Raw genomic sequence first — 18451 nt, forward strand, 5'->3', positions numbered from 1 at the left:
TCGACTTCGGCACGCGATCGGGCCGGGCCGGAAATCATCGACGTGGTCCGCTCACGCGTCGAGCGCGCGCTCGATGTCGGCCAGAAGATCGGCGGTGTCCTCGATGCCACAAGCGATTCGGACAAAACCCGCACTGACCGGATCGCCCCAGCGCGCACGACGATCCGCCGTCGTGTGGATCCCGCCGAAGCTGGTGGCGGCCGTGACGAGATTGCTCGCTTCGACGAACGAGTGGAATGCTTGAGCCGAATCCAACTCGACGCTCACCAATCCGCCGAATCGTTTCATCTGACCGGATGCCGTTGTGTAGGACGGGTCACCGCGAAGGCCGGGATAACGAACGGACCGGACCGCTTTGTGTCCAGCCAACATCTCGGCCAGGGCCAGCGCGTTGTCGCACTGACGCCCGAATCGCAGGCCTGCCGTGCCGAGACTCCGGTGCGCAAGCCACGTCTCGAAGGGGCCGAGCACTGTTCCCGAAAGAAGTCGCTCACGCTCGATCCGCTGACTCACCGCCGCATCGGAAGTAGCGACGTAACCTATCAGGAGGTCACTGTGCCCGCTGAGTGCCTTGGTACCGCTGGCCACCACGACGTCGGCACCCAATTCGAGCGGGCGCTGCCCCAGCGGTGTTGCAGTCGTGTTGTCGACGATCAGCAGCGCACCCGCTCGGTGGCACACGTCGGCGAGCACGCGAAGGTCGACCACGTCCAGCACCGGGTTGGACGGCGTCTCGGCGACGACGACCACGCGACCCGGTGACGCGTCGAGCAGTTCCCCGAAACTCGCGTCGCCCATCTGCAGGGTCGAGACTTCGCGAACGGTGATTCCCAACGGAGCCAACCGTTCGTTCGCGTACAACCGCACCTGGTAGTACCCATCCGAGGGCACGACGACGGTATCCCCGGCGACGAGCACGCTGCGCAAGGTCGCTGTGATCGCAGACATCCCCGACCCCATGACGAGTGCGTGGTCCGCCCCTTCGAGCGCCGCGAGCGCCGATTCGAGTCCGCGCCAACCCGGGTTCGACGCTCGAGCATAGGTATCGGACTCGGAGCCTTCGTCCACCGAAAGCTGGTACGGCGCAGCAAATATCGGGCCCATCTGCATGGGCTGACCCGCAGCGTGTTCGCGTGCAACGGCGCTCACGCTGCGCGTCGAATCCCCGTAACCCTCGAAGTCACTCACACCGATTTCACTCATTCCGGCTTCGTCCGGCGTCCGAGCAACTGACCGATCGCATCGCTGACGGCCATGCCTTCGTGGCACACCCGATGGACCGCGTCGGTCAACGGCATCTCCACGTCGTAGCCGGCAGCGAGTGCGCGTACCGACGTGCACGACTTCACACCCTCGGCGACCTGACCGTTGGTTGCCTTCTGTGCCGATTCCATCGACCCGCCCCGTCCGAGTCGCTCTCCGAACGTCCGGTTTCGCGACAACTCGGACGTGCAGGTCGCGACCAGGTCACCGACGCCCGCCAAGCCTGCAAGCGTCGACGCCTTGGCGCCGAGCGCGACACCGAGCCGAATCGTCTCGGCGAGACCACGGGTGATGATGCTGGCAACCGTGTTGTCGCCGAATCCACTACCGGCGGCCATGCCGCAGGCCAGCGCGATCACGTTCTTGCACGCGCCACCGATCTCGCAACCGATGACGTCGGAGTTGGTGTACGGCCTGAAATAGCCGGTAGCGCAAGCATCCTGGAGAGCGAGGGCACGCGAGGAATCCGAGCAGGCGATCACCGTGGCCGCTGGCTGCCCGCTGGCGATCTCGTGTGCAAGATTCGGGCCCGAGAGCACCGCGACGCGCCCCGGTTCCACGCCGGTCACCGACACGATGACCTGGCTCATGCGCATGAGCGTCCCGGTCTCGATTCCCTTGGCCAGACTCAGCAGAGTCGCATCGGGTCCGATCGAGCCTTTCCACTGCTCCAGGTTTCCCCGTAGCGACTGCGAGGGAACCGCCAGCACGATGAAGTCAGCGCCTGCCATCGCCTCCTCGTGGTGGTGGGTCGCGCGAATCGACGAAGGCAAAGCAATGCCCGGCAGATAGTCGCTGTTCTCGTGTGCGGTGTCGATGCGCTTCGCGACCTCTTCACGCCTGGCCCACATCGTCACGTCGGTTCCGGCCTCGGCCATCACCTTGGCCAACGCTGTTCCCCACGAACCTGCGCCCAATACAGCTGCCTTACTCACACGCTCACCCCGTCTACCCGGCGAAGCGGGTCGCCGCCAGAAAAATCGTCTGCACAGAGTATCGCCTGTGGTGCACTGCGGTGGGCAGCCGCGGACACCGAGCGTGATGACTGGCAAGATCGAGGGATGGACAGCGCGGAACCCCCGTACCCACACGTCGTGGAGACACCGCATACGCGCACGGAGATCGAACGCCCCATGCATGCGATAGTGGCCGTCAAGTCCTTGAGATCGGCCAAGTCCCGGCTCGCGGGCGAACTCGACGCGGACGCGCGTGCAGACCTCGTGTTGGCCATGCTTCACGACACCCTCGCGACCGTTGCCGCCGTCTCTGCCATCGACACCGTCACGGTGGTCACCCCAGACCCGACCGTTGCCGCTCTTGCGTATTCCGTCGGCGTGACGGTCTACGCCGATCCAGCTCCCCACATCTCGCTGACCAACGGCGCCTCACCGCGCGCGGAGGAAACCCTCAACGCAGCGTTGAGTGCAGCGGCCGCCGATATCCGAGCCAAACGCGGAGTGGTCGACCTCGTTGTGCTGCAAGCCGACTTGCCCGCGATGCGACCGAGCGAACTGACGGAGGCCGTGGCCGCCGCCCGAAGCGGTGGACGTTCAGTCGTCGTCGATCACCACGGCACCGGCACTTCCGCATTGTTTGCGTGTGGCGAGAGTGCGCTCGACCCCCGATTCGGTCCGGAATCCGCACGGGGACATGCTAATTCAGGTGCTCGTCCACTCAACGGCCAATGGCCGGGACTGCGCACCGACGTCGACACCCACGCCGACCTCGACACCGTGCGCGCACTGGGAGTAGGCCCCGCGACATTGGCTTCGTTGACCAGACTCAAGGCCACGCCGTCGAACAGTCGATGAATTTTCTTTCATCGATTGTCGGACCGCGCGATTGTGGGGGATGATCGACGAGTGAGCAATGGCGAAGCACTCGAAAACCGTATTTCCGAAGACCAGTCGGACGGAGACCACAGCTCCGGCCGGCACGAGAACGGCGCGGCCACCTCGCCGCGATCTCAGGCCGTCGCGGTCGCCACCAACATCCCGGGCGCTCCCCCTGCAGCTACCAAGGCAGAGCTACCCGAATTGCTCGTCGGACTTCCCGAGGATCGTTACCTAAACCGCGAACTCAGCTGGCTCGATTTCAATGCCCGTGTTCTCGCATTGGCTGCCGACGAGTCACTGCCGTTGCTCGAACGCGCAAAGTTCCTCGCCATCTTCGCTTCCAATCTCGACGAATTTTTCATGGTCCGGGTCGCCGGACTCAAGCGCCGCGACGAGACGGGACTGTCGGTCAGGTCCGCCGACGGCCTCTCCCCACGCGAACAATTGGCGCTCATTGCGCGTCGCACCCAGGAACTCGCCGACAAGCACGCACACGTGTTTCTCGACTCGGTCCGCCCTGCCCTGGCGGCAGAAGGCATTTCAATTGTTCGATGGGCCGACCTCAGCGCCGACGATCACGGCCGGCTCTCGGCGCATTTCCACGAGCAGGTCTTCCCGGTACTGACGCCGTTGGCAGTCGATCACGCCCACCCGTTCCCCTACATCAGCGGACTGAGCCTCAACCTCGCCGTGACAGTGAAGGACTCCGTCACCCGCGGCGAACACTTCGCTCGCGTCAAGGTTCCCGACAACGTCGGCCGGTTCGTGCGAGTCAAGAGCACGACGTCTTCGTCCACCATCGATTCGTTCCTCCCGATGGAAGAACTGATTTCGGCTCATCTGGACGTGCTGTTCCCCGGAATGGAAATCGTCGAACATCACGCCTTCCGAATCACACGCAACGCCGATTTCGAGGTCGAAGAGGATCGGGACGAGGATCTGCTGCAGGCACTCGAACGTGAATTGGCGCGTCGTCGTTTCGGTTCGCCCGTTCGCCTCGAAGTTGCCGACGACATGACCGAGCACATGCTCGAACTGCTTCTGCGTGAACTCGACGTCGATCCGGCTGACGTGATCGAGGTTTCCGGGCTCCTCGACTTGTCCTGCCTCTGGCAGGTTTACGCCGTCGATCGCCCGGCGCTCAAGGACGCTCCGTTCGTCCCGGCGACGCATCCGGCGTTCGGCGAGCGTGAGACACCGAAGAGTGTGTTCTCGACCCTGCGCGAGGGCGACGTGCTCGTCCACCACCCTTACGACTCGTTTTCCACCAGCGTTCAACGCTTCATCGAACAGGCCGCGGCCGACCCGCAGGTGCTCGCGATCAAGCAGACCCTGTACCGAACTTCGGGCGACTCCCCCATCGTCAACGCACTGATCGACGCCGCCGAGGCCGGCAAGCAAGTTGTTGCCCTCGTCGAGATCAAGGCGCGCTTCGACGAGCAAGCCAACATCAAGTGGGCACGCAAACTCGAGCAGGCCGGCGTTCACGTCGTCTACGGTCTCGTCGGTCTCAAGACTCACTGCAAGACCTGCCTCGTCGTCAGGCGCGAAGGTTCGACAATTCGTCGCTACTGCCACATCGGCACCGGCAACTACAACCCGAAGACCGCGCGCATGTACGAGGACGTCGGATTGCTCACCGCAGCACCGGAGATCGGTGCTGACCTCACCGACCTCTTCAACTCGCTGACCGGATACTCCCGAAAGACGAGCTACCGCAACCTTCTCGTTGCGCCGTACGGGGTTCGCCGCGGGATCATCGAGCGGATCGACAACGAGATCGCTCACAAGCTTGCAGGCCGCGATGCCGGTATCCGCTTGAAAGCCAACGCATTGGTCGACGAGCAGGTCATCGACGCGTTGTACCGCGCGTCCAAGGCCGGTATCCCCGTCGAGATCGTGGTCCGCGGAATCTGCGCGCTCAAGCCGGGTGTTCCGGGCCTCAGCGAAAACATCGAAGTACGTTCCATTCTCGGGCGGTTCCTCGAACACTCGCGAATGTTCCATTTCCGCTCGGCCGACGAATTCTGGATCGGCAGCGCAGACATGATGCACCGCAACCTCGATCGCCGCGTCGAGGTCATGGTGCAGGTCAAGGATCCGAAACTGTCGAAGCAACTCGGTGACATCTTCGATTCCGCGCTCGATCCGCGAACTCGCTGCTGGGTACTGCATCCGGACGGCAGTTGGGTCGCTGCACCCGAACGCGGTGAGGACGTACGTGAGCATCAACAGTCGTTGATGCGCAGCCGCACCGCCAGCGGGTCTTGACGGGCTCGGATCACACCATGAGCGACAAGCCGGTCAAAGCCAACATCTTTGCCGCAGGCGCGGTTCTGTGGCGGAAGGCTCCCCAGGATCCTTCCGCCATCGAGATCGCCGTCGTACATCGACCGAAGTACGACGACTGGTCATTCCCCAAAGGAAAGCTCGATCCAGGCGAGACCTTCTTGACCGCAGCAGTTCGCGAGGTCCGCGAAGAGACCTCGATCACCGGACGTTTCGGAAGGCACCTCGGTGGCGTGACGTACCCGATCCCGGGACATCGCAAACTCAAACGAGTCGAATACTGGTCGGCCGAAGCAGTAGACGGAGATTTCGGGCCGAATAACGAAGTAGATGTTCTCTATTGGCTTCCGGTCGCCGAGGTCGCCGATCATCTTTCCTACCCGATGGATCGAATGATTCTTCGCCGCTTCGTTTCCATTCGGCCTGACACGAAAACGGTATTACTCGTCCGCCACGCAAAGGCTGGAAGCCGTAAGCGGTACAAGGGCGACGACAATTTGCGTCCACTCGACGCCAAGGGCAAAGAGCAATCCGCCGCCTTGGTCGAACAGCTGAAAATCTTCGGAGCCGATTCGGTTTTCGCGGCTGACCGTACGCGCTGCATCGACACCGTAATGCCGTTGGCGGAGGCATTGGGTGTCGAGATTTCGACGGAACCTCTTCTGACCGAAGAAGGTTACGAGGCCGATCCCGACGCCGCTCGGGCACGTGCGCTGCAGATCGCCGCACTGGAGGGCACTCCAGTGATCTGCAGCCAAGGAGGCGTCATCCCCGATTTGATGCGCTGGTGGGCTGATACGGCCGGTGTAACACTGCCCTCTGCACGCAACCGTAAGGCGAGCACTTGGGTGCTCTCGTTCCTCGACGGCCGTCTCGTCGCCGCCGATCACCTCGACAGCCCGCTCCCCAAAGTCGCCAACTCCTGAGGGATTTGGACCAACCGGCCCCAGTTCGATTCGGTAGTTTTGCAAAGCACTGAAACACAGGAGAATTCACACTTCTCCCAGACAGCAAAAAGAGGTGCAGCCGCGGATCAGATCCGCGGCTGCACCTCTTTGTCTTACGGCATCGGGTTTTTCACCCGAACGCGACTACTTTCCGCGCTTGGCCGGAGCCTTCTTGGCCGGAGCCTTCTTGGCTGCGGTCTTGGCCGGAGCCTTCTTGGCCGGAGCCTTCTTGGCCGGAGCCTTGGCTGCGGTCTTGGCCGGAGCCTTCTTGGCGGGAGCCTTGGTGGCAACCGTCTTCTTGGCTGCGGTCTTGGCCGGAGCCTTCTTGGCGGGAGCCTTCGCGGCAACCGTCTTCTTGGCTGCGGTCTTGGCCGGAGCCTTCTTTGCCGGAGCCTTCTTGGCTGCGGTCTTCTTGGCAGCAGCCTTCTTGGCTGCAGCCTTGGTGGCCGGTGCTGCTACGCCACGCTTGACTGCCGGGCCGGTGGCCGGAAGCTTCTGTCCACCAGCGATAACAGCCTTGAACTGCGCACCCGGACGGAAAGCCGGAACCGACGTCGGCTTGACCTTGACGGTCTCGCCCGTACGCGGGTTGCGTGCAACACGTGCTGCACGACGACGCTGCTCGAAGACTCCGAAGCCGGTGATGGTCACGCTCTCGCCACGGTGGACGGCGCGGACGATGGTGTCCACGACGTGCTCCACTGCGTCGGTCGCTGTGCGCCTGTCCGAACCCAGCTTTTCAGTCAGAACATCGATGAGCTCTGCCTTGTTCATTGAAATTCCTCCGCTAATTGTGGTCCACCGTCGGACCGACTGAGAACCACGGTAAACCTGATAACGGCAAGAGTCTATGTGCCACGCCAATTCTCATTCAACGTGACTGCGAAATGGTGACCTATTTCTCTTCCCGCGCGGAGTTGCGGATTTCGGTTCAGCCCTGCGAAATTCGGGCTGGAAGGGTAGTCGGTTTCCATGAAGGCCTTGACTTTTCGAACTCGGAAATCGCTTCTACCTGCCGCAATGTCAGTCCGATGTCGTCGAGACCCTCCAGCAGACGCCACCGTGTGTAGTCGTCAATATTGAACGGCACCACCGTAGTTCCGGCGCTCACGGTCCGATTCTCGAGATCTACTGTCAATTCCAGTCCGGGCTGCTCTTCGAGCAACTTCCAGAGCAATTCGACGTCGCTCTGCTCGACCTGTGCCGCCACGAGACCGGCTTTTCCGGCGTTCCCGCGGAAAATGTCGGCGAACCGGGAAGCGATGACGACCCGAAATCCGAAGTCGGAGAGAGCCCACACGGCATGCTCACGCGAAGAGCCCGTGCCGAAATCGGGACCGGCTACGAGGACACTTCCCTTGTCGTACGGAGCCAGATTGAGAATGAAGTTGGGGTCGGTGCGCCAGCCTGCAAACAGCCCGTCCTCGAATCCCGTGCGCGTCACCCGTTTCAGGTACACGGCAGGGATGATCTGATCGGTATCGACATTCGAGCGTCGCAGCGGGACGCCGATACCCTTGTGCGTGGTAAAGGATTCCATCGAAATTCTCCTCGAGATGGTAAGTGGGTCAGACCAGATCGGCCGGTGCCGAGAGCGTTCCGCGGACCGCAGTGGCAGCCGCGACGAGCGGGGAAACCAGATGGGTCCGACCGCCTTTACCCTGTCGGCCTTCGAAATTCCGGTTGGACGTCGATGCCGAACGCTCGCCGGGAGCAAGCTGGTCAGGGTTCATTCCCAAGCACATCGAGCAACCGGCCTGGCGCCATTCGGCCCCTGCCGCCGTGAAGATTTCACCGAGACCTTCACTTTCGGCTTGAGCACGCACCCGCATCGAGCCGGGAACGATGAGCATCCGAACGCCCTCTGCCACATGGCGACCCTCGAGCACCTCGGCCACCGCGCGCAGATCTTCGATGCGTCCGTTGGTGCACGAACCGACGAAGACGGTGTCGACAGCAACATCCCGAAGCGCCATGCCGGCGTCGAGACCCATGTAGGTGAGCGCCTTCTCGGCAGCCTGACGCTCGCTCTCGTCGACGATCAGTTCCGGATCGGGAACACGGTCACCGAGCGGTGCACCCTGTCCCGGATTGGTTCCCCACGTGACAAAAGGCGTCAATGCGCTTGCGTCGATGTGGACCTCGTTGTCGAATTCGGCGCCCTCGTCGGTCTTGAGCAACTCCCACGCGGCGACGGCTTCGTCCCACTCTGCGCCCGACGGTGCATGCGGACGGCCCTTGATGAACTCGTAAGTGATCTCGTCCGGTGCGATCATGCCCGCACGGGCTCCGGCCTCGATCGACATGTTGCAGATGGTCATACGAGCTTCCATCGACAGTTTGCGAATGGCCTCGCCGCGGTACTCCAGGACGTAGCCCTGGCCGCCGCCGGTGCCGATCTTGGCGATGACTGCCAGGATCAAGTCCTTGCTCGTGACGCCAGGAGGCAGCTCGCCGTCGACCGTGATCGCCATGGTCTTGAAGGGGCGCAACGACAATGTCTGCGTCGCCATCACGTGCTCGACCTCGCTGGTGCCGATTCCCATTGCGAGCGCACCGAATGCGCCGTGCGTCGACGTATGACTGTCGCCGCACACCACGGTGGTTCCCGGCTGAGTCAGGCCGAGCTGCGGTCCGACCACATGCACGATGCCCTGATCGAGATCGCCCATGCGGTGCAAGCGAACTCCGAACTCCTCGCAATTTCGGCGCAAGGTGTCGACCTGAGTCTTGGACACGGGATCGGCGATCGGCTTGTCGATGTCGATCGTCGGAACGTTGTGGTCCTCGGTGGCGATCGTCAGGTCGGGACGCCGCAACGGGCGTCCGGCCAAGCGAAGTCCGTCGAATGCCTGCGGGCTCGTCACTTCGTGAACGAGGTGGAGATCGATGTAGATGAGGTCGGGATCCTGCCCCTCCCCTTTCACGACAACGTGGTCGTCCCACACCTTCTCGGCGAGAGTGCGTGCTTTCTGTGCCATGTCTTCCACCTCTGTACGTAGCCTCGCGTCGGCGGACTACGGGCTGGCCCGCCGCGCGTGAAGTAGGTCCCCAGCCCTCGCAGCAGATGCAGGCTGCCCCTAGGAAATGCACTAGCCCTTCAGTAAATGCGCTAGTCCACCAGGAAATGCGCTATCATCCCACTATGCGAGAAACTGGTATCGACCTATGAGACAGCATAGCGGCATCGGCGTCCTGGACAAAGCAATGGGCGTTCTTCATGCAGTAGCTGAGGAACCGTGCAGCCTCACCGAACTCTGTGCACGAACCGGTTTGCCGCGCGCGACCGCCCATAGACTCGCCGTCGGTCTCGAAGTCCATCGACTCCTCACACGCGACTCGGACGGTCAGTGGTGCCCAGGGCCCGGACTCGCCGAACTCGCTGCCACCGCTAATGATCCACTCATTGCTGCGGCCGGACTCATCCTCCCCCGCCTTCGCGAAATCACCGGCGAAAGCGTCCAGCTGTACCGCCGGGAAGGCACCCAACGCATCTGCGTCGCGTCGATGGAACCGCCCACGGGCCTTCGCGACACAGTTCTCGTCGGGGCCAGGCTGCCGATGAATGCCGGTTCCGGCGCCAAGGTCCTTCTCGCATGGGCAGATCCACAAACCCAACGGACCGTTCTCGCCGATGCGTCGTTCGGCGAACGAGTGCTCCTCGAGGTTCGCCGGCGCGGCTGGGCACAGAGTGCAGCCGAACGTGAGCCGGGTGTCGCCAGCGTCGCGGCTCCCGTCCGAGACTCGGCAGGCGCTGTCATTGCCGCGATTTCGGTCTCCGGCCCCATCGATCGGATGGGTAGACGACCGGGAGCCCGCTGGGCGGCGGACCTTCTCGCAGCTGCCGAAGCGCTCCACAAGCGTCTGTAATTCGTGACACAGTAAGGCCTTCAGATCCTCGAGCACGCACGTAGGAGTACGACGCGACCATGGCAGGAAAGCAGCGTAGTCAGATCACGATGACCGAGGCCGAAATTTCGAGCTTCGTCGAAAAGAGCCGTACGGCAACGATGGCGACGTTGAGCGCCGACGGAATGCCTCACCTGATCGCGATGTGGTTCGCGATAGTCGACGGCGAAATCTGGTTCGAAACCAAAGCCAAGTCGCAGAAGGCGGTCAATCTTCGCCGGGACACTCGAATGTCCGTCCTGATCGAAGACGGTCTGACGTACGACACGCTGCGAGGAGTCTCGATGGAGGGCACCGGAGTGATCGTCGAGGATCCGGAAGCTCTCTTTGCCGTGGGAATCAGCGTCTGGGAGCGATACACGGGCCCGTACACGGAGGATCTCCGCCCGGCCGTCGAAGCGATGCTCCACAAGCGCGTCGCGGTACGGTTCGTTCCCGATCGAACTCGTTCGTGGGATCACCGCAAGCTCGGGATGCCTGCGATGCCTCTTTCCGGTTCTACTGCACCATCGCCGTAGACCCCGAGATTCGTGAAGCGAAATTCACGAGCTTTCGAATTCGGGCCGGCGTAGTTTCACCAACAGGCCCAACAACAAGGAGTGAGCATATGAGCGATCTCGACAGCAACACCCCGTCGGAACCCGAATCCCAATCGGAGGAAACCAAACGAAAGTTCCGTGAAGCCCTCGAACGGAAGAATCATCAGAACGCCAAATCGACCGACCATCGCGACGGACAGTCCAAGGTCCACAACACGCATGGCCCGGCCGATCACAAGCGAGAGTTCCGCCGTAAGAGCGGATAGCCGATCACGGACAACAGAGTGAGATGACGATCACCCCCAGTCGAAATCGACTGGGGGTGATCGTTTTTCGCATCGCCGGAAACATTTCCCATACATACGAAAAGACCCTCCGATCAATGATCGGAGGGTCTTTCCTTTGTAGCCCCGACGGGATTCGAACCCGCGCTACCGCCTTGAGAGGGCGGCGTCCTAGGCCGCTAGACGACGGGGCCAGGACACGCTTTTAAACGTGGTATTCAGTCTTGCTCTTGGATGCTCAGCAAGCTTAGCTTGTCTGAGTCCGGCCACAAAATCGACCGGATTTCCGCTGGGGTACCAGGACTCGAACCTAGAATGGCGGTACCAGAAACCGCTGTGTTGCCAATTACACCATACCCCAAGGTCTTGCTCACCAGCCTTGCCCGATCCGCTTCGCTGTTGTGCTCGGCGGCTCGTCTCCGGCCGAAAAGAAGATTACCAGTACCCCTGCCCCAAATACCAAATCGTATGGTCACCGGAGGTTTTTGCTTCATTTTCGGCCGGAAGACAGTCCGATCTAGGCGGTTACCGCTGCCCTACCGGCGCGCAACCGAGCAATCGAGACCTCACGACCGAGCAATTCCATCGACTCGTACAGCGGAGGGCTGATGTGAGAGCCGGTGATCGCGACCCGAACCGGAGCGAAGGCCTTACGCGGTTTGAGCTCCAGATCCTCGATGAGGGCCTTCTTGAGTGCTTCCTCGATACTGGCCGCAGTCCACTCCGAGGTTGCCTCGAGTGCCGCAAGAGACGCATCCAGAACCGGACCAGCGTCTTCCTTCAGGTTCTTTGCCGCCGCGGCCGGATCGAGAGCAAACGACGCCTCGTCGACGAACAGGAACTTCAGCAGATCCCACGCGTCGGACAGGACGACGATGCGCGTCTGCACGAGGTCCGCCGCAACAGTGAACGTGGATTCATCGACGTCGGCGCTGATGTGGCCGTGCTCCACCAGGAACGACTTCAGGCGGGCCGCGAAGTCGGCCGGCTGGAGCAAGCGAATGTGCTCGGCATTGATCGCGTCGGCCTTTTTCTGGTCGAAGCGGGCAGGGTTGGAGTTGACCTTCGAAACGTCGAAGGCCGCAACCATCTCGTCGAGTGAGAAGACATCGTGATCGTCGGCAATGCTCCATCCGAGCAGAGCCAAGTAGTTCAGCAGTCCCTCGGGAATGAAGCCCCGATCGCGGTGAATGAAGAGGTTGGACTCGGGATCGCGCTTGGAAAGCTTCTTGTTGCCCTGACCCATCACGAACGGCAGGTGCCCGAACGACGGTGTGAAATCGGCGACACCGATGCGGATCAAAGCCTCGTACAACGCGAGCTGACGCGGGGTCGAGGACAGCAGGTCCTCACCGCGCAGTACGTGGGTGATCTTCATCAACGCGTCGTCGACGGGGTTGACCAGCGTGTACAGCGGAATACCGTTCCCGCGAGTCAACGCGAAGTCCGGAACGGTGCCTGCCTTGAACGTGGTCTCGCCGCGAACCAGGTCGTTCCACGTCAGGTCGTGATCGGGCATCCGGAGGCGGACGACCGGCTTGCGACCCTCGGCGACGTAGGCAGCGCGCTGCTCGTCGCTGAGGTCGCGATCGAAGTTGTCGTATCCGAGCTTCGGGTCGCGTCCGGCCGCCTTGTGTCGCGCTTCGACCTCTTCATTGGTCGAGTAGGACTCGTAGGCCTCGCCCGCGGCCAGCAACTTGGCAACGACGTCGAGATGCAGGTCGCGACGCTCGGACTGGCGATACGGTGCGTGCGGCCCACCGACCTCCGGGCCCTCGTCCCAATTGAGCCCCAACCAGCGGAGGGCGTCGAGGATGGCCTGGTAGGACTCTTCACTGTCGCGCTGCGCATCGGTGTCTTCGATACGGAACACGAACGTGCCGCCGTGGTGTCGTGCGAATGCCCAGTTGAACAAGGCGGTGCGCACCAAACCTACGTGCGGGGTTCCGGTGGGTGACGGACAGAAACGGACGCGTACTTCGCTGTTGGTCATGGCTCACTTGGCTCGGCGATGATGGATGGTCGTACTACAGGTTAGTCCCGCAGCGCTTCCTCCATCCCGCCGATCACTTACCCGGCAAGACGTTGATACGTGTCATGTCACCGTCGTAGTAGGCGAGTAGTCGCTTGTCCATGACCTTTCGCCACAGCGGCGGCACCCACGCGCACACGATCATGACCGCGTAACCCGCTGGAAGTTGCGGCGCTTCGGCCGCACTGCGCAGGCTCTGGTACCGCAGACGCGGATTCGCGTGATGGTCACTGTGACGCTGAAGTTGATAGAGGAACAGATTGCTGACGACGTGGTCGCTGTTCCAGCTGTCCTCGGGCGAGCAGCGAACGTACGAGCCGTCAGGCCGCTTCGCACGTAGCAAGCCGTAGTGCTCGAGATAGTTGGCGGTCTCGAGGAACGTGAATCCGGCAATCGCCTGAACGGCCAGCCACGGTGCGATTTCCCACCCGAACACCGCGATCAGGCTGCCGAACAGGACAACACTCATCGCCCACGCGTTCAGGATGTTGTTCCGATAGCTCCACGTCCGTCTGCCTTGACGCTGCAGGCGAGCGCTTTCGATCCGCCATCCCGAGCGCAGGCCGCCGATGACACTGCGCGGCAAGAAGAACCAGAAGTTTTCCTTGTATCGCGAACTGGCCGGATCCTCCGGCGTCGCGACACGGACGTGGTGACCATGGTTGTGCTCGACGTAGAAATGGCCGTAGAAGGACTGCGCCAGCGCTACTTTCGCGAGCCACTTCTCGAGCTTCTCGCTCTTGTGCCCTAATTCATGCGCCGCGTTGATCCCCACACCGGCAACCACGCCGGCAGTCATCGCGAGCGCGAACTTCTCCCCCGCCGCCATCGGCGCATTCACCCAGCACCAGGCGACGAACACGAGACCGACGTATTGGAGGGGCAGGAACAGATACGTGCACCAGCGGTAGAAACGATCCTCTTGCAATTCAGGGATCGCTTCGTCCGGTGGGCTGTTACCGTCCTCGCCCGCCAATAGATCGATCAGGGGAATGACGATCACGATGAGCCAGGCCCCGATGGCCCAGAAGAGCCCGAGACTGAATTTGTCGACCAGGAACCACGCAGCGAACGGACTGAGGGGCACCAGCAAACCCAGTGGCCACAGGTAGCGCTTCTTGTCTCGCCACACCGGCCGCTGACCGTTCTGCGCTTGCCCTGCCGCTGTCCGGGAGCCTTCCGCGAAGGTCGTCATGTATCACCACGTTTCTGCGCAATCCACTCGATTGCCCCATCGGCTTCTCTTCAGTTATCGGTCACCCTACTGCTCAGCGTTACATTTCAGGGAATTTGGTCTGTTGTGAGCCGCGGCAGCAAACCGCGAGGCGAACTCTCTCAACCTGGCTAAATCAGACATAACGCCAGGAGGATCAGGAACGAAGCTTCGCCTGGCTCATGAAACCCGCAGGTCAGTCCCAGGGCCCGATTATCTCGAACCGGAGGGCAATCCCAATCGGCCACCGAACGTTAGTTACCATCTTGCAACTTTTCTTTGACAGACACCTCTCGACTCACACCACGACGAAGGCCCCATCCGGTGGGAATGGGGCCTTCGTAGTGACATGACGGAACGAACCGGGTCAGATCAATTCTTTGCGGTCACCGGGTTCGTGAGCGTGCCGATCCCCGACACCGTGACCGACACGGAATCTCCGTCGACGATCGGGCCGACTCCGGCGGGGGTTCCGGTGAGGATGACGTCGCCGGGCAGGAGGGTCATCACCGCCGAGATCCACTCGATGATCTTCGGAATGTCGTGAAGCAGGAAGGCGGTGCTGCTGTCCTGCTTGACCTGACCGTTCACCTCGGTCTTGATGTCAACGTCGGACGCATCGAGGCTGGTTTCGATCCACGGACCGAGCGGGCAGAAGGTGTCGTGGCCCTTCGCGCGCGTCCATTGCCCGTCGTGACGCTGATGATCTCGCGCCGATACGTCGTTGGCGATCGTGTAGCCCAGGACCACGCTCAACGCCTTCGCCGCGGGTACGTCTTTGCAAGGCTGACCGATGACCACCGCGAGTTCACCCTCGAAATGCACCTCGTTGGACGTCGGAGGCAAGACGATCGGGGCGCCCGGGCCGACGATGGACGTATTGGGCTTGAGGAAGATCACGGGATCCGCGGGAGCTTCTCCGCCCATCTCCGCGATGTGATCTGCATAATTCTTGCCGATACAGATCACCTTGCTGGCGAGAATCGGAGCCAGCAGACGAACATCGGCGAGCGGCCAACTTCGGCCGGTAAAGGTGGGGTTCCCGAACGGGTGCTCCGCAATTTCCTTGGCGACGAGGGCATCCTCTTCACCTTCGATACTGACGAACGCAACACCATCGGGACTGGCAATTCGACCAAGACGCATACTGGCCAGTCTATCGGGGTGCCGGAAACGACTGACGCGCGCAAGCCGAAAGGCTTACGCGCGTCAGTCTCGTGAAAGAAATCCTTACAGCGCTGCAGTGATCCGGTCGCCGATCTCCGTCGTGGAGATGGGGCCTTCACCGCGGGTAACCAGGTCGGCAGCGACCACAGCCTCGACGCGAGCGGCGTCGTCCTCGCGTCCGAGATGGCGAAGAAGCAGTGCGGCCGAGAGGATCGCGGCGGTGGGATCTGCGATTCCCTTGCCGGCGATGTCCGGAGCACTGCCGTGCACGGGCTCGAACATCGACGGGTTGGTACCGGACGCGTCGATGTTTCCGCTTGCGGCCAAACCGATTCCACCGGTCACGGCACCGGCCAGGTCGGTGATGATGTCACCGAACAGGTTGTCCGTGACTATGACGTCGAACCGCGACGGGTCGGTCACCATGTAGATGGTGGCAGCGTCGATGTGGCAGTACGCGGTCTCGACGTCCGGGTACTCGGCCCCGACTGTCTCGATCGCACGCGTCCAGATTGCGCCCGCGTTGGAGAGCACGTTGGTCTTGTGAATCAAGGTGAGGTGCTTGGAACGTGTCTGCGCCAACGCGAATGCATAACGAACAACACGCTCGGCGCCGAACCAGGTGTTGATCGACACCTCGGTCGCGATCTCGTGATCGGTGCCGACGCGAATGGCGCCACCGTTACCGGTGTACGGGCCCTCGGTGCCTTCACGAACCACGACGAAGTCGATCTCCGGCTGGGCGGCCAATGGCGACAGCGCACCCGGGTACAGCTGTGCGGGGCGAAGATTCACGTGATGATCGAGCTGGAAACGCATGTTCAGCAGCAGACCACGCTCGAGGATGCCGGGTGCGACGATCCGCGGATCACCGATGGCGCCCAACAGGATTGCGTCGTGCTGACGGATCTGGTCCAGCTCGTCCGCCGGGAGCAACTCGCCGGTGGCGTTGTAGCGACGGGCACCGAGATCGTATTCGGTGGTTTCCAGATCCGGAACCAACTTGCCGAGCACCTTGAGTGCTTCGGCTGTGACCTCGACACCGATTCCGTCGCCCGGAATGACCGCAAGCTTCATGGAGTCCTCATCTCAGTAGAACTGTGCGCCTTTATTAACCGCGGGCGGTTAATAAAGGCGCACAGCAAAAACAATCAGGAAAGGTCGACCTGGGCGACGCGAGCGTCGAGCTGCGAGACGATTGCCTCGACCTCGGCGTCTCCGACGACGCGATCGACGCGCAGGATGACCGTTGCGCCTTCGCCTTCGGCATCCTGGCTCAGCGCTGCGGCGAGGATGTCCACGCCCGCGTTACCGAGCACGGTGCCGAGGACACCGAGAACGCCCGGGCGATCGCTGTAGTGAACGACGATGTTGTGACCCTCGGCGCGCAGGTCGAAGCTGCGTCCGTTGATGTTGACGATCTTCTCGACCTGCTGCAGACCGGTGAGTGCGCCGGTGACCGACGTGACCGTGCCGTCCGCGGCAACTGCGCGAACCTCGACCGCGCTGCGGTGAGCAAGAGCCTCGGAGTGCTTCTCGACCGATACGGTCACGCCGCGCTGCTCGGCCAGTGCCGGAGCGTTGACGAACGTGACGGCCTCGTCGCTGCTGGCGGAGAACACGCCGCGCAGTGCGGCCAGGCCGAGGATGTCGACGGTTTCGGCAGACAGCTCGCCGGTGGCGACAACCTGCACGGTCTGCACAGCTTCGGGCGACAACGTCGCAGCGAGGAGACCGAGCTTGCGGACCAGCTCGAGCCACGGAGCAACTTCTTCTCCGACGGGGCCGCCGGAGACGTTGACAGCCTCGGGAACGAATTCGCCCGCCAGAGCGAGGAGAACACTCTTCGCCACGTCGATGCCTGCGCGGTCCTGAGCCTCGGACGTCGATGCTCCGAGGTGCGGGGTGACGACGACGTTGTCGAGCTCGAAGAGCTTGGAATCGGTGCACGGCTCGGTGCTGAACACGTCGAGACCGGCGCCGCGGACCTTGCCGGAGACCAGTGCGTCGTAGAGCGCGTCTTCGTCGATCAGACCACCGCGGGCGGCGTTGACGATGATGACGCCGTCCTTGGCCTTGGCGAGACGCTCGGCGTTGATCAGGCCGGCCGTTTCCTTGGTCTTGGGCAGGTGCACGGAGATGAAGTCGGCGCGCTCGACGAGCTCGTCGATGGTGACCAGTTCGATGCCGAGCTGCGCGGCGCGAGCTGCGGGCAAGTAGGGGTCGTACGCGATGATGGTGGTTTCGAACGCGGCGAGACGCTGCGCGAACAGCTGGCCGATGCGGCCGAGTCCGACAACGCCGACGGTCTTGCCGAGGATCTCGACGCCGTTGAACTTGCTTCGCTTCCAGGTGTTCTCACGCAGGGTCTTGTCTGCTGCGGGAATCTGGCGAGCGGTCGACATGAGCAGAGCAACTGCGTGCTCGGCTGCCGAGTGGATGTTGGAGGTCGGTGCATTGACGACCATCACGCCGCGCTCGGTGGCTGCGGGGATCTCGACGTTGTCCAGGCCGACACCGGCGCGGCCGATGATCTTCAGCTTGGTGCCTGCGGCCAGAACCTCGGCGTCGACGGTGGTGGCGGAACGGACGAGAATCGCGTCGGCCTCGGGTACCGCGGCGAGCAGCGCCGGGCGGTCGGGTCCGTCGACCCAACGCACCTCCACACCGTCACCGAGCGCCTCGACTGTGGACGGCGCGAGCTTGTCGGCGATCAGAACAACGGGACGGCCAGGCTGGCTCACGTGCAAACTCCCTGATTAGGTGGGTGTGAAGGTGGTTTAACCACCGATAGTTTAGTGCGCGCTCACTTCGAATCCACAACGCGGTAGGCGATACCACATAGTGGACACTTTCGCGGGCGAATTCTCGATGGAATATGAATCCGGACTCAGCCGGCCCGGAAAACGACTCCGGCCCAATGCCGCGCTGGTTCAACGTAATTGAACCGGCGCGACATCAGGCCAGTGGAGA

The 18451-nt window shown here is 62.3% G+C and carries 16 protein-coding genes and 2 tRNA genes; 6 read left to right on the forward strand and 12 right to left on the reverse strand.

Translation table 11 applies throughout. The features are described from left to right. Positions 1-51: 51 nt before the first annotated feature. Together QMA15_RS14615 and QMA15_RS14620 are read right to left on the reverse strand one after the other, a co-directional pair. Positions 52-1203 carry a cystathionine gamma-lyase gene (locus QMA15_RS14615; RefSeq protein WP_279163813.1) on the reverse strand — a complete coding sequence of 384 codons (1152 nt, stop codon included), beginning with the start codon at positions 1201-1203 and terminating at the stop codon, positions 52-54. Next, the gene (locus QMA15_RS14620; RefSeq protein ID WP_029255111.1) at positions 1200-2198 is read right to left on the reverse strand and encodes an NAD(P)H-dependent glycerol-3-phosphate dehydrogenase; all 999 of its coding nucleotides are present in this window, start codon (positions 2196-2198) and stop codon (positions 1200-1202) included. Before QMA15_RS14620 ends, QMA15_RS14615 begins: the two co-directional genes overlap by 4 nt. 126 nt (positions 2199-2324) lie before the next feature. Between QMA15_RS14620 and cofC the strand changes: the two genes are divergently transcribed. Genes cofC through QMA15_RS14635 form a run of 3 tightly spaced genes read left to right on the forward strand, consistent with a single transcriptional unit; the run spans position 2325 to position 6313 of the window. After that, positions 2325-3074 (forward strand): 2-phospho-L-lactate guanylyltransferase, encoded by a 750-nt coding sequence (cofC, locus tag QMA15_RS14625; protein ID WP_346771970.1) that lies wholly within the window; start codon positions 2325-2327, stop codon positions 3072-3074. Positions 3075-3125: 51 nt separating this feature from the next. Further along, positions 3126-5369 (forward strand): RNA degradosome polyphosphate kinase, encoded by a 2244-nt coding sequence (locus QMA15_RS14630; protein WP_003942685.1) that lies wholly within the window; start codon positions 3126-3128, stop codon positions 5367-5369. A gap of 17 nt (positions 5370-5386) precedes the next feature. Further along, positions 5387-6313, forward strand: a complete 927-nt coding sequence (locus QMA15_RS14635) for an NUDIX hydrolase (RefSeq protein ID WP_019747939.1) — start codon at positions 5387-5389, stop codon at positions 6311-6313. A 165-nt stretch (positions 6314-6478) separates the two neighbouring features. Here QMA15_RS14635 and QMA15_RS14640 read toward each other — a convergent pair whose 3' ends face one another. From QMA15_RS14640 to leuC, 3 genes are all read right to left on the reverse strand, one after another. After that, positions 6479-7108, reverse strand: coding sequence for an HU family DNA-binding protein (locus QMA15_RS14640; RefSeq protein ID WP_019747938.1), 630 nt, complete (start codon positions 7106-7108; stop codon positions 6479-6481). Between the two features lie 157 nt (positions 7109-7265). Further along, entirely contained in the window at positions 7266-7874 is a 609-nt protein-coding gene (leuD, locus tag QMA15_RS14645) for a 3-isopropylmalate dehydratase small subunit (protein ID WP_019747937.1), read from the reverse strand. Between the two features lie 28 nt (positions 7875-7902). Beyond that, positions 7903-9324, reverse strand: a complete 1422-nt coding sequence (gene leuC, locus QMA15_RS14650) for a 3-isopropylmalate dehydratase large subunit (protein ID WP_046378385.1) — start codon at positions 9322-9324, stop codon at positions 7903-7905. Between the two features lie 178 nt (positions 9325-9502). Between leuC and QMA15_RS14655 the strand changes: the two genes are divergently transcribed. The 3 genes from QMA15_RS14655 to QMA15_RS14665 all read left to right on the forward strand — a co-directional run bounded on the left by QMA15_RS14655 (position 9503) and on the right by QMA15_RS14665 (position 11048). Further along, positions 9503-10204: an IclR family transcriptional regulator gene (locus QMA15_RS14655; RefSeq protein WP_007729342.1), complete on the forward strand. Its 702-nt coding sequence runs from the start codon at positions 9503-9505 to the stop codon at positions 10202-10204. A gap of 59 nt (positions 10205-10263) precedes the next feature. Beyond that, positions 10264-10761 (forward strand): PPOX class F420-dependent oxidoreductase, encoded by a 498-nt coding sequence (locus QMA15_RS14660; RefSeq protein WP_020907263.1) that lies wholly within the window; start codon positions 10264-10266, stop codon positions 10759-10761. A gap of 89 nt (positions 10762-10850) precedes the next feature. Further along, the gene (locus tag QMA15_RS14665; protein ID WP_007729345.1) at positions 10851-11048 is read left to right on the forward strand and encodes a DUF5302 domain-containing protein; all 198 of its coding nucleotides are present in this window, start codon (positions 10851-10853) and stop codon (positions 11046-11048) included. A gap of 139 nt (positions 11049-11187) precedes the next feature. Here QMA15_RS14665 and QMA15_RS14670 read toward each other — a convergent pair. The 7 genes from QMA15_RS14670 to serA form a co-directional block, all read right to left on the reverse strand. After that, a tRNA-Glu gene (locus QMA15_RS14670) sits at positions 11188-11260 on the reverse strand. Positions 11261-11355: 95 nt separating this feature from the next. Next, positions 11356-11427 (reverse strand) — tRNA-Gln (locus QMA15_RS14675). Positions 11428-11583: 156 nt separating this feature from the next. Next, positions 11584-13059, reverse strand: a complete 1476-nt coding sequence (gene gltX / locus QMA15_RS14680) for a glutamate--tRNA ligase (RefSeq protein ID WP_279163818.1) — start codon at positions 13057-13059, stop codon at positions 11584-11586. A 73-nt stretch (positions 13060-13132) separates the two neighbouring features. Next, positions 13133-14293 (reverse strand): alkane 1-monooxygenase, encoded by a 1161-nt coding sequence (locus tag QMA15_RS14685; protein ID WP_020969312.1) that lies wholly within the window; start codon positions 14291-14293, stop codon positions 13133-13135. Between the two features lie 390 nt (positions 14294-14683). Further along, on the reverse strand, positions 14684-15457 hold the full coding sequence (locus QMA15_RS14690; protein WP_020969311.1) for a fumarylacetoacetate hydrolase family protein: 774 nt from the start codon (positions 15455-15457) through the stop codon (positions 14684-14686). Positions 15458-15541: 84 nt separating this feature from the next. Continuing rightward, positions 15542-16555 carry a 3-isopropylmalate dehydrogenase gene (locus tag QMA15_RS14695; RefSeq protein WP_279163819.1) on the reverse strand — a complete coding sequence of 338 codons (1014 nt, stop codon included), beginning with the start codon at positions 16553-16555 and terminating at the stop codon, positions 15542-15544. A 74-nt stretch (positions 16556-16629) separates the two neighbouring features. Further along, entirely contained in the window at positions 16630-18222 is a 1593-nt protein-coding gene (gene serA, locus QMA15_RS14700) for a phosphoglycerate dehydrogenase (protein ID WP_003944758.1), read from the reverse strand. Positions 18223-18451: the final 229 nt, after the last annotated feature.

This window comes from Rhodococcus sp. APC 3903 (genome assembly GCF_030407755.1).
Lineage (GTDB): Bacteria > Actinomycetota > Actinomycetes > Mycobacteriales > Mycobacteriaceae > Rhodococcus_F > Rhodococcus_F erythropolis.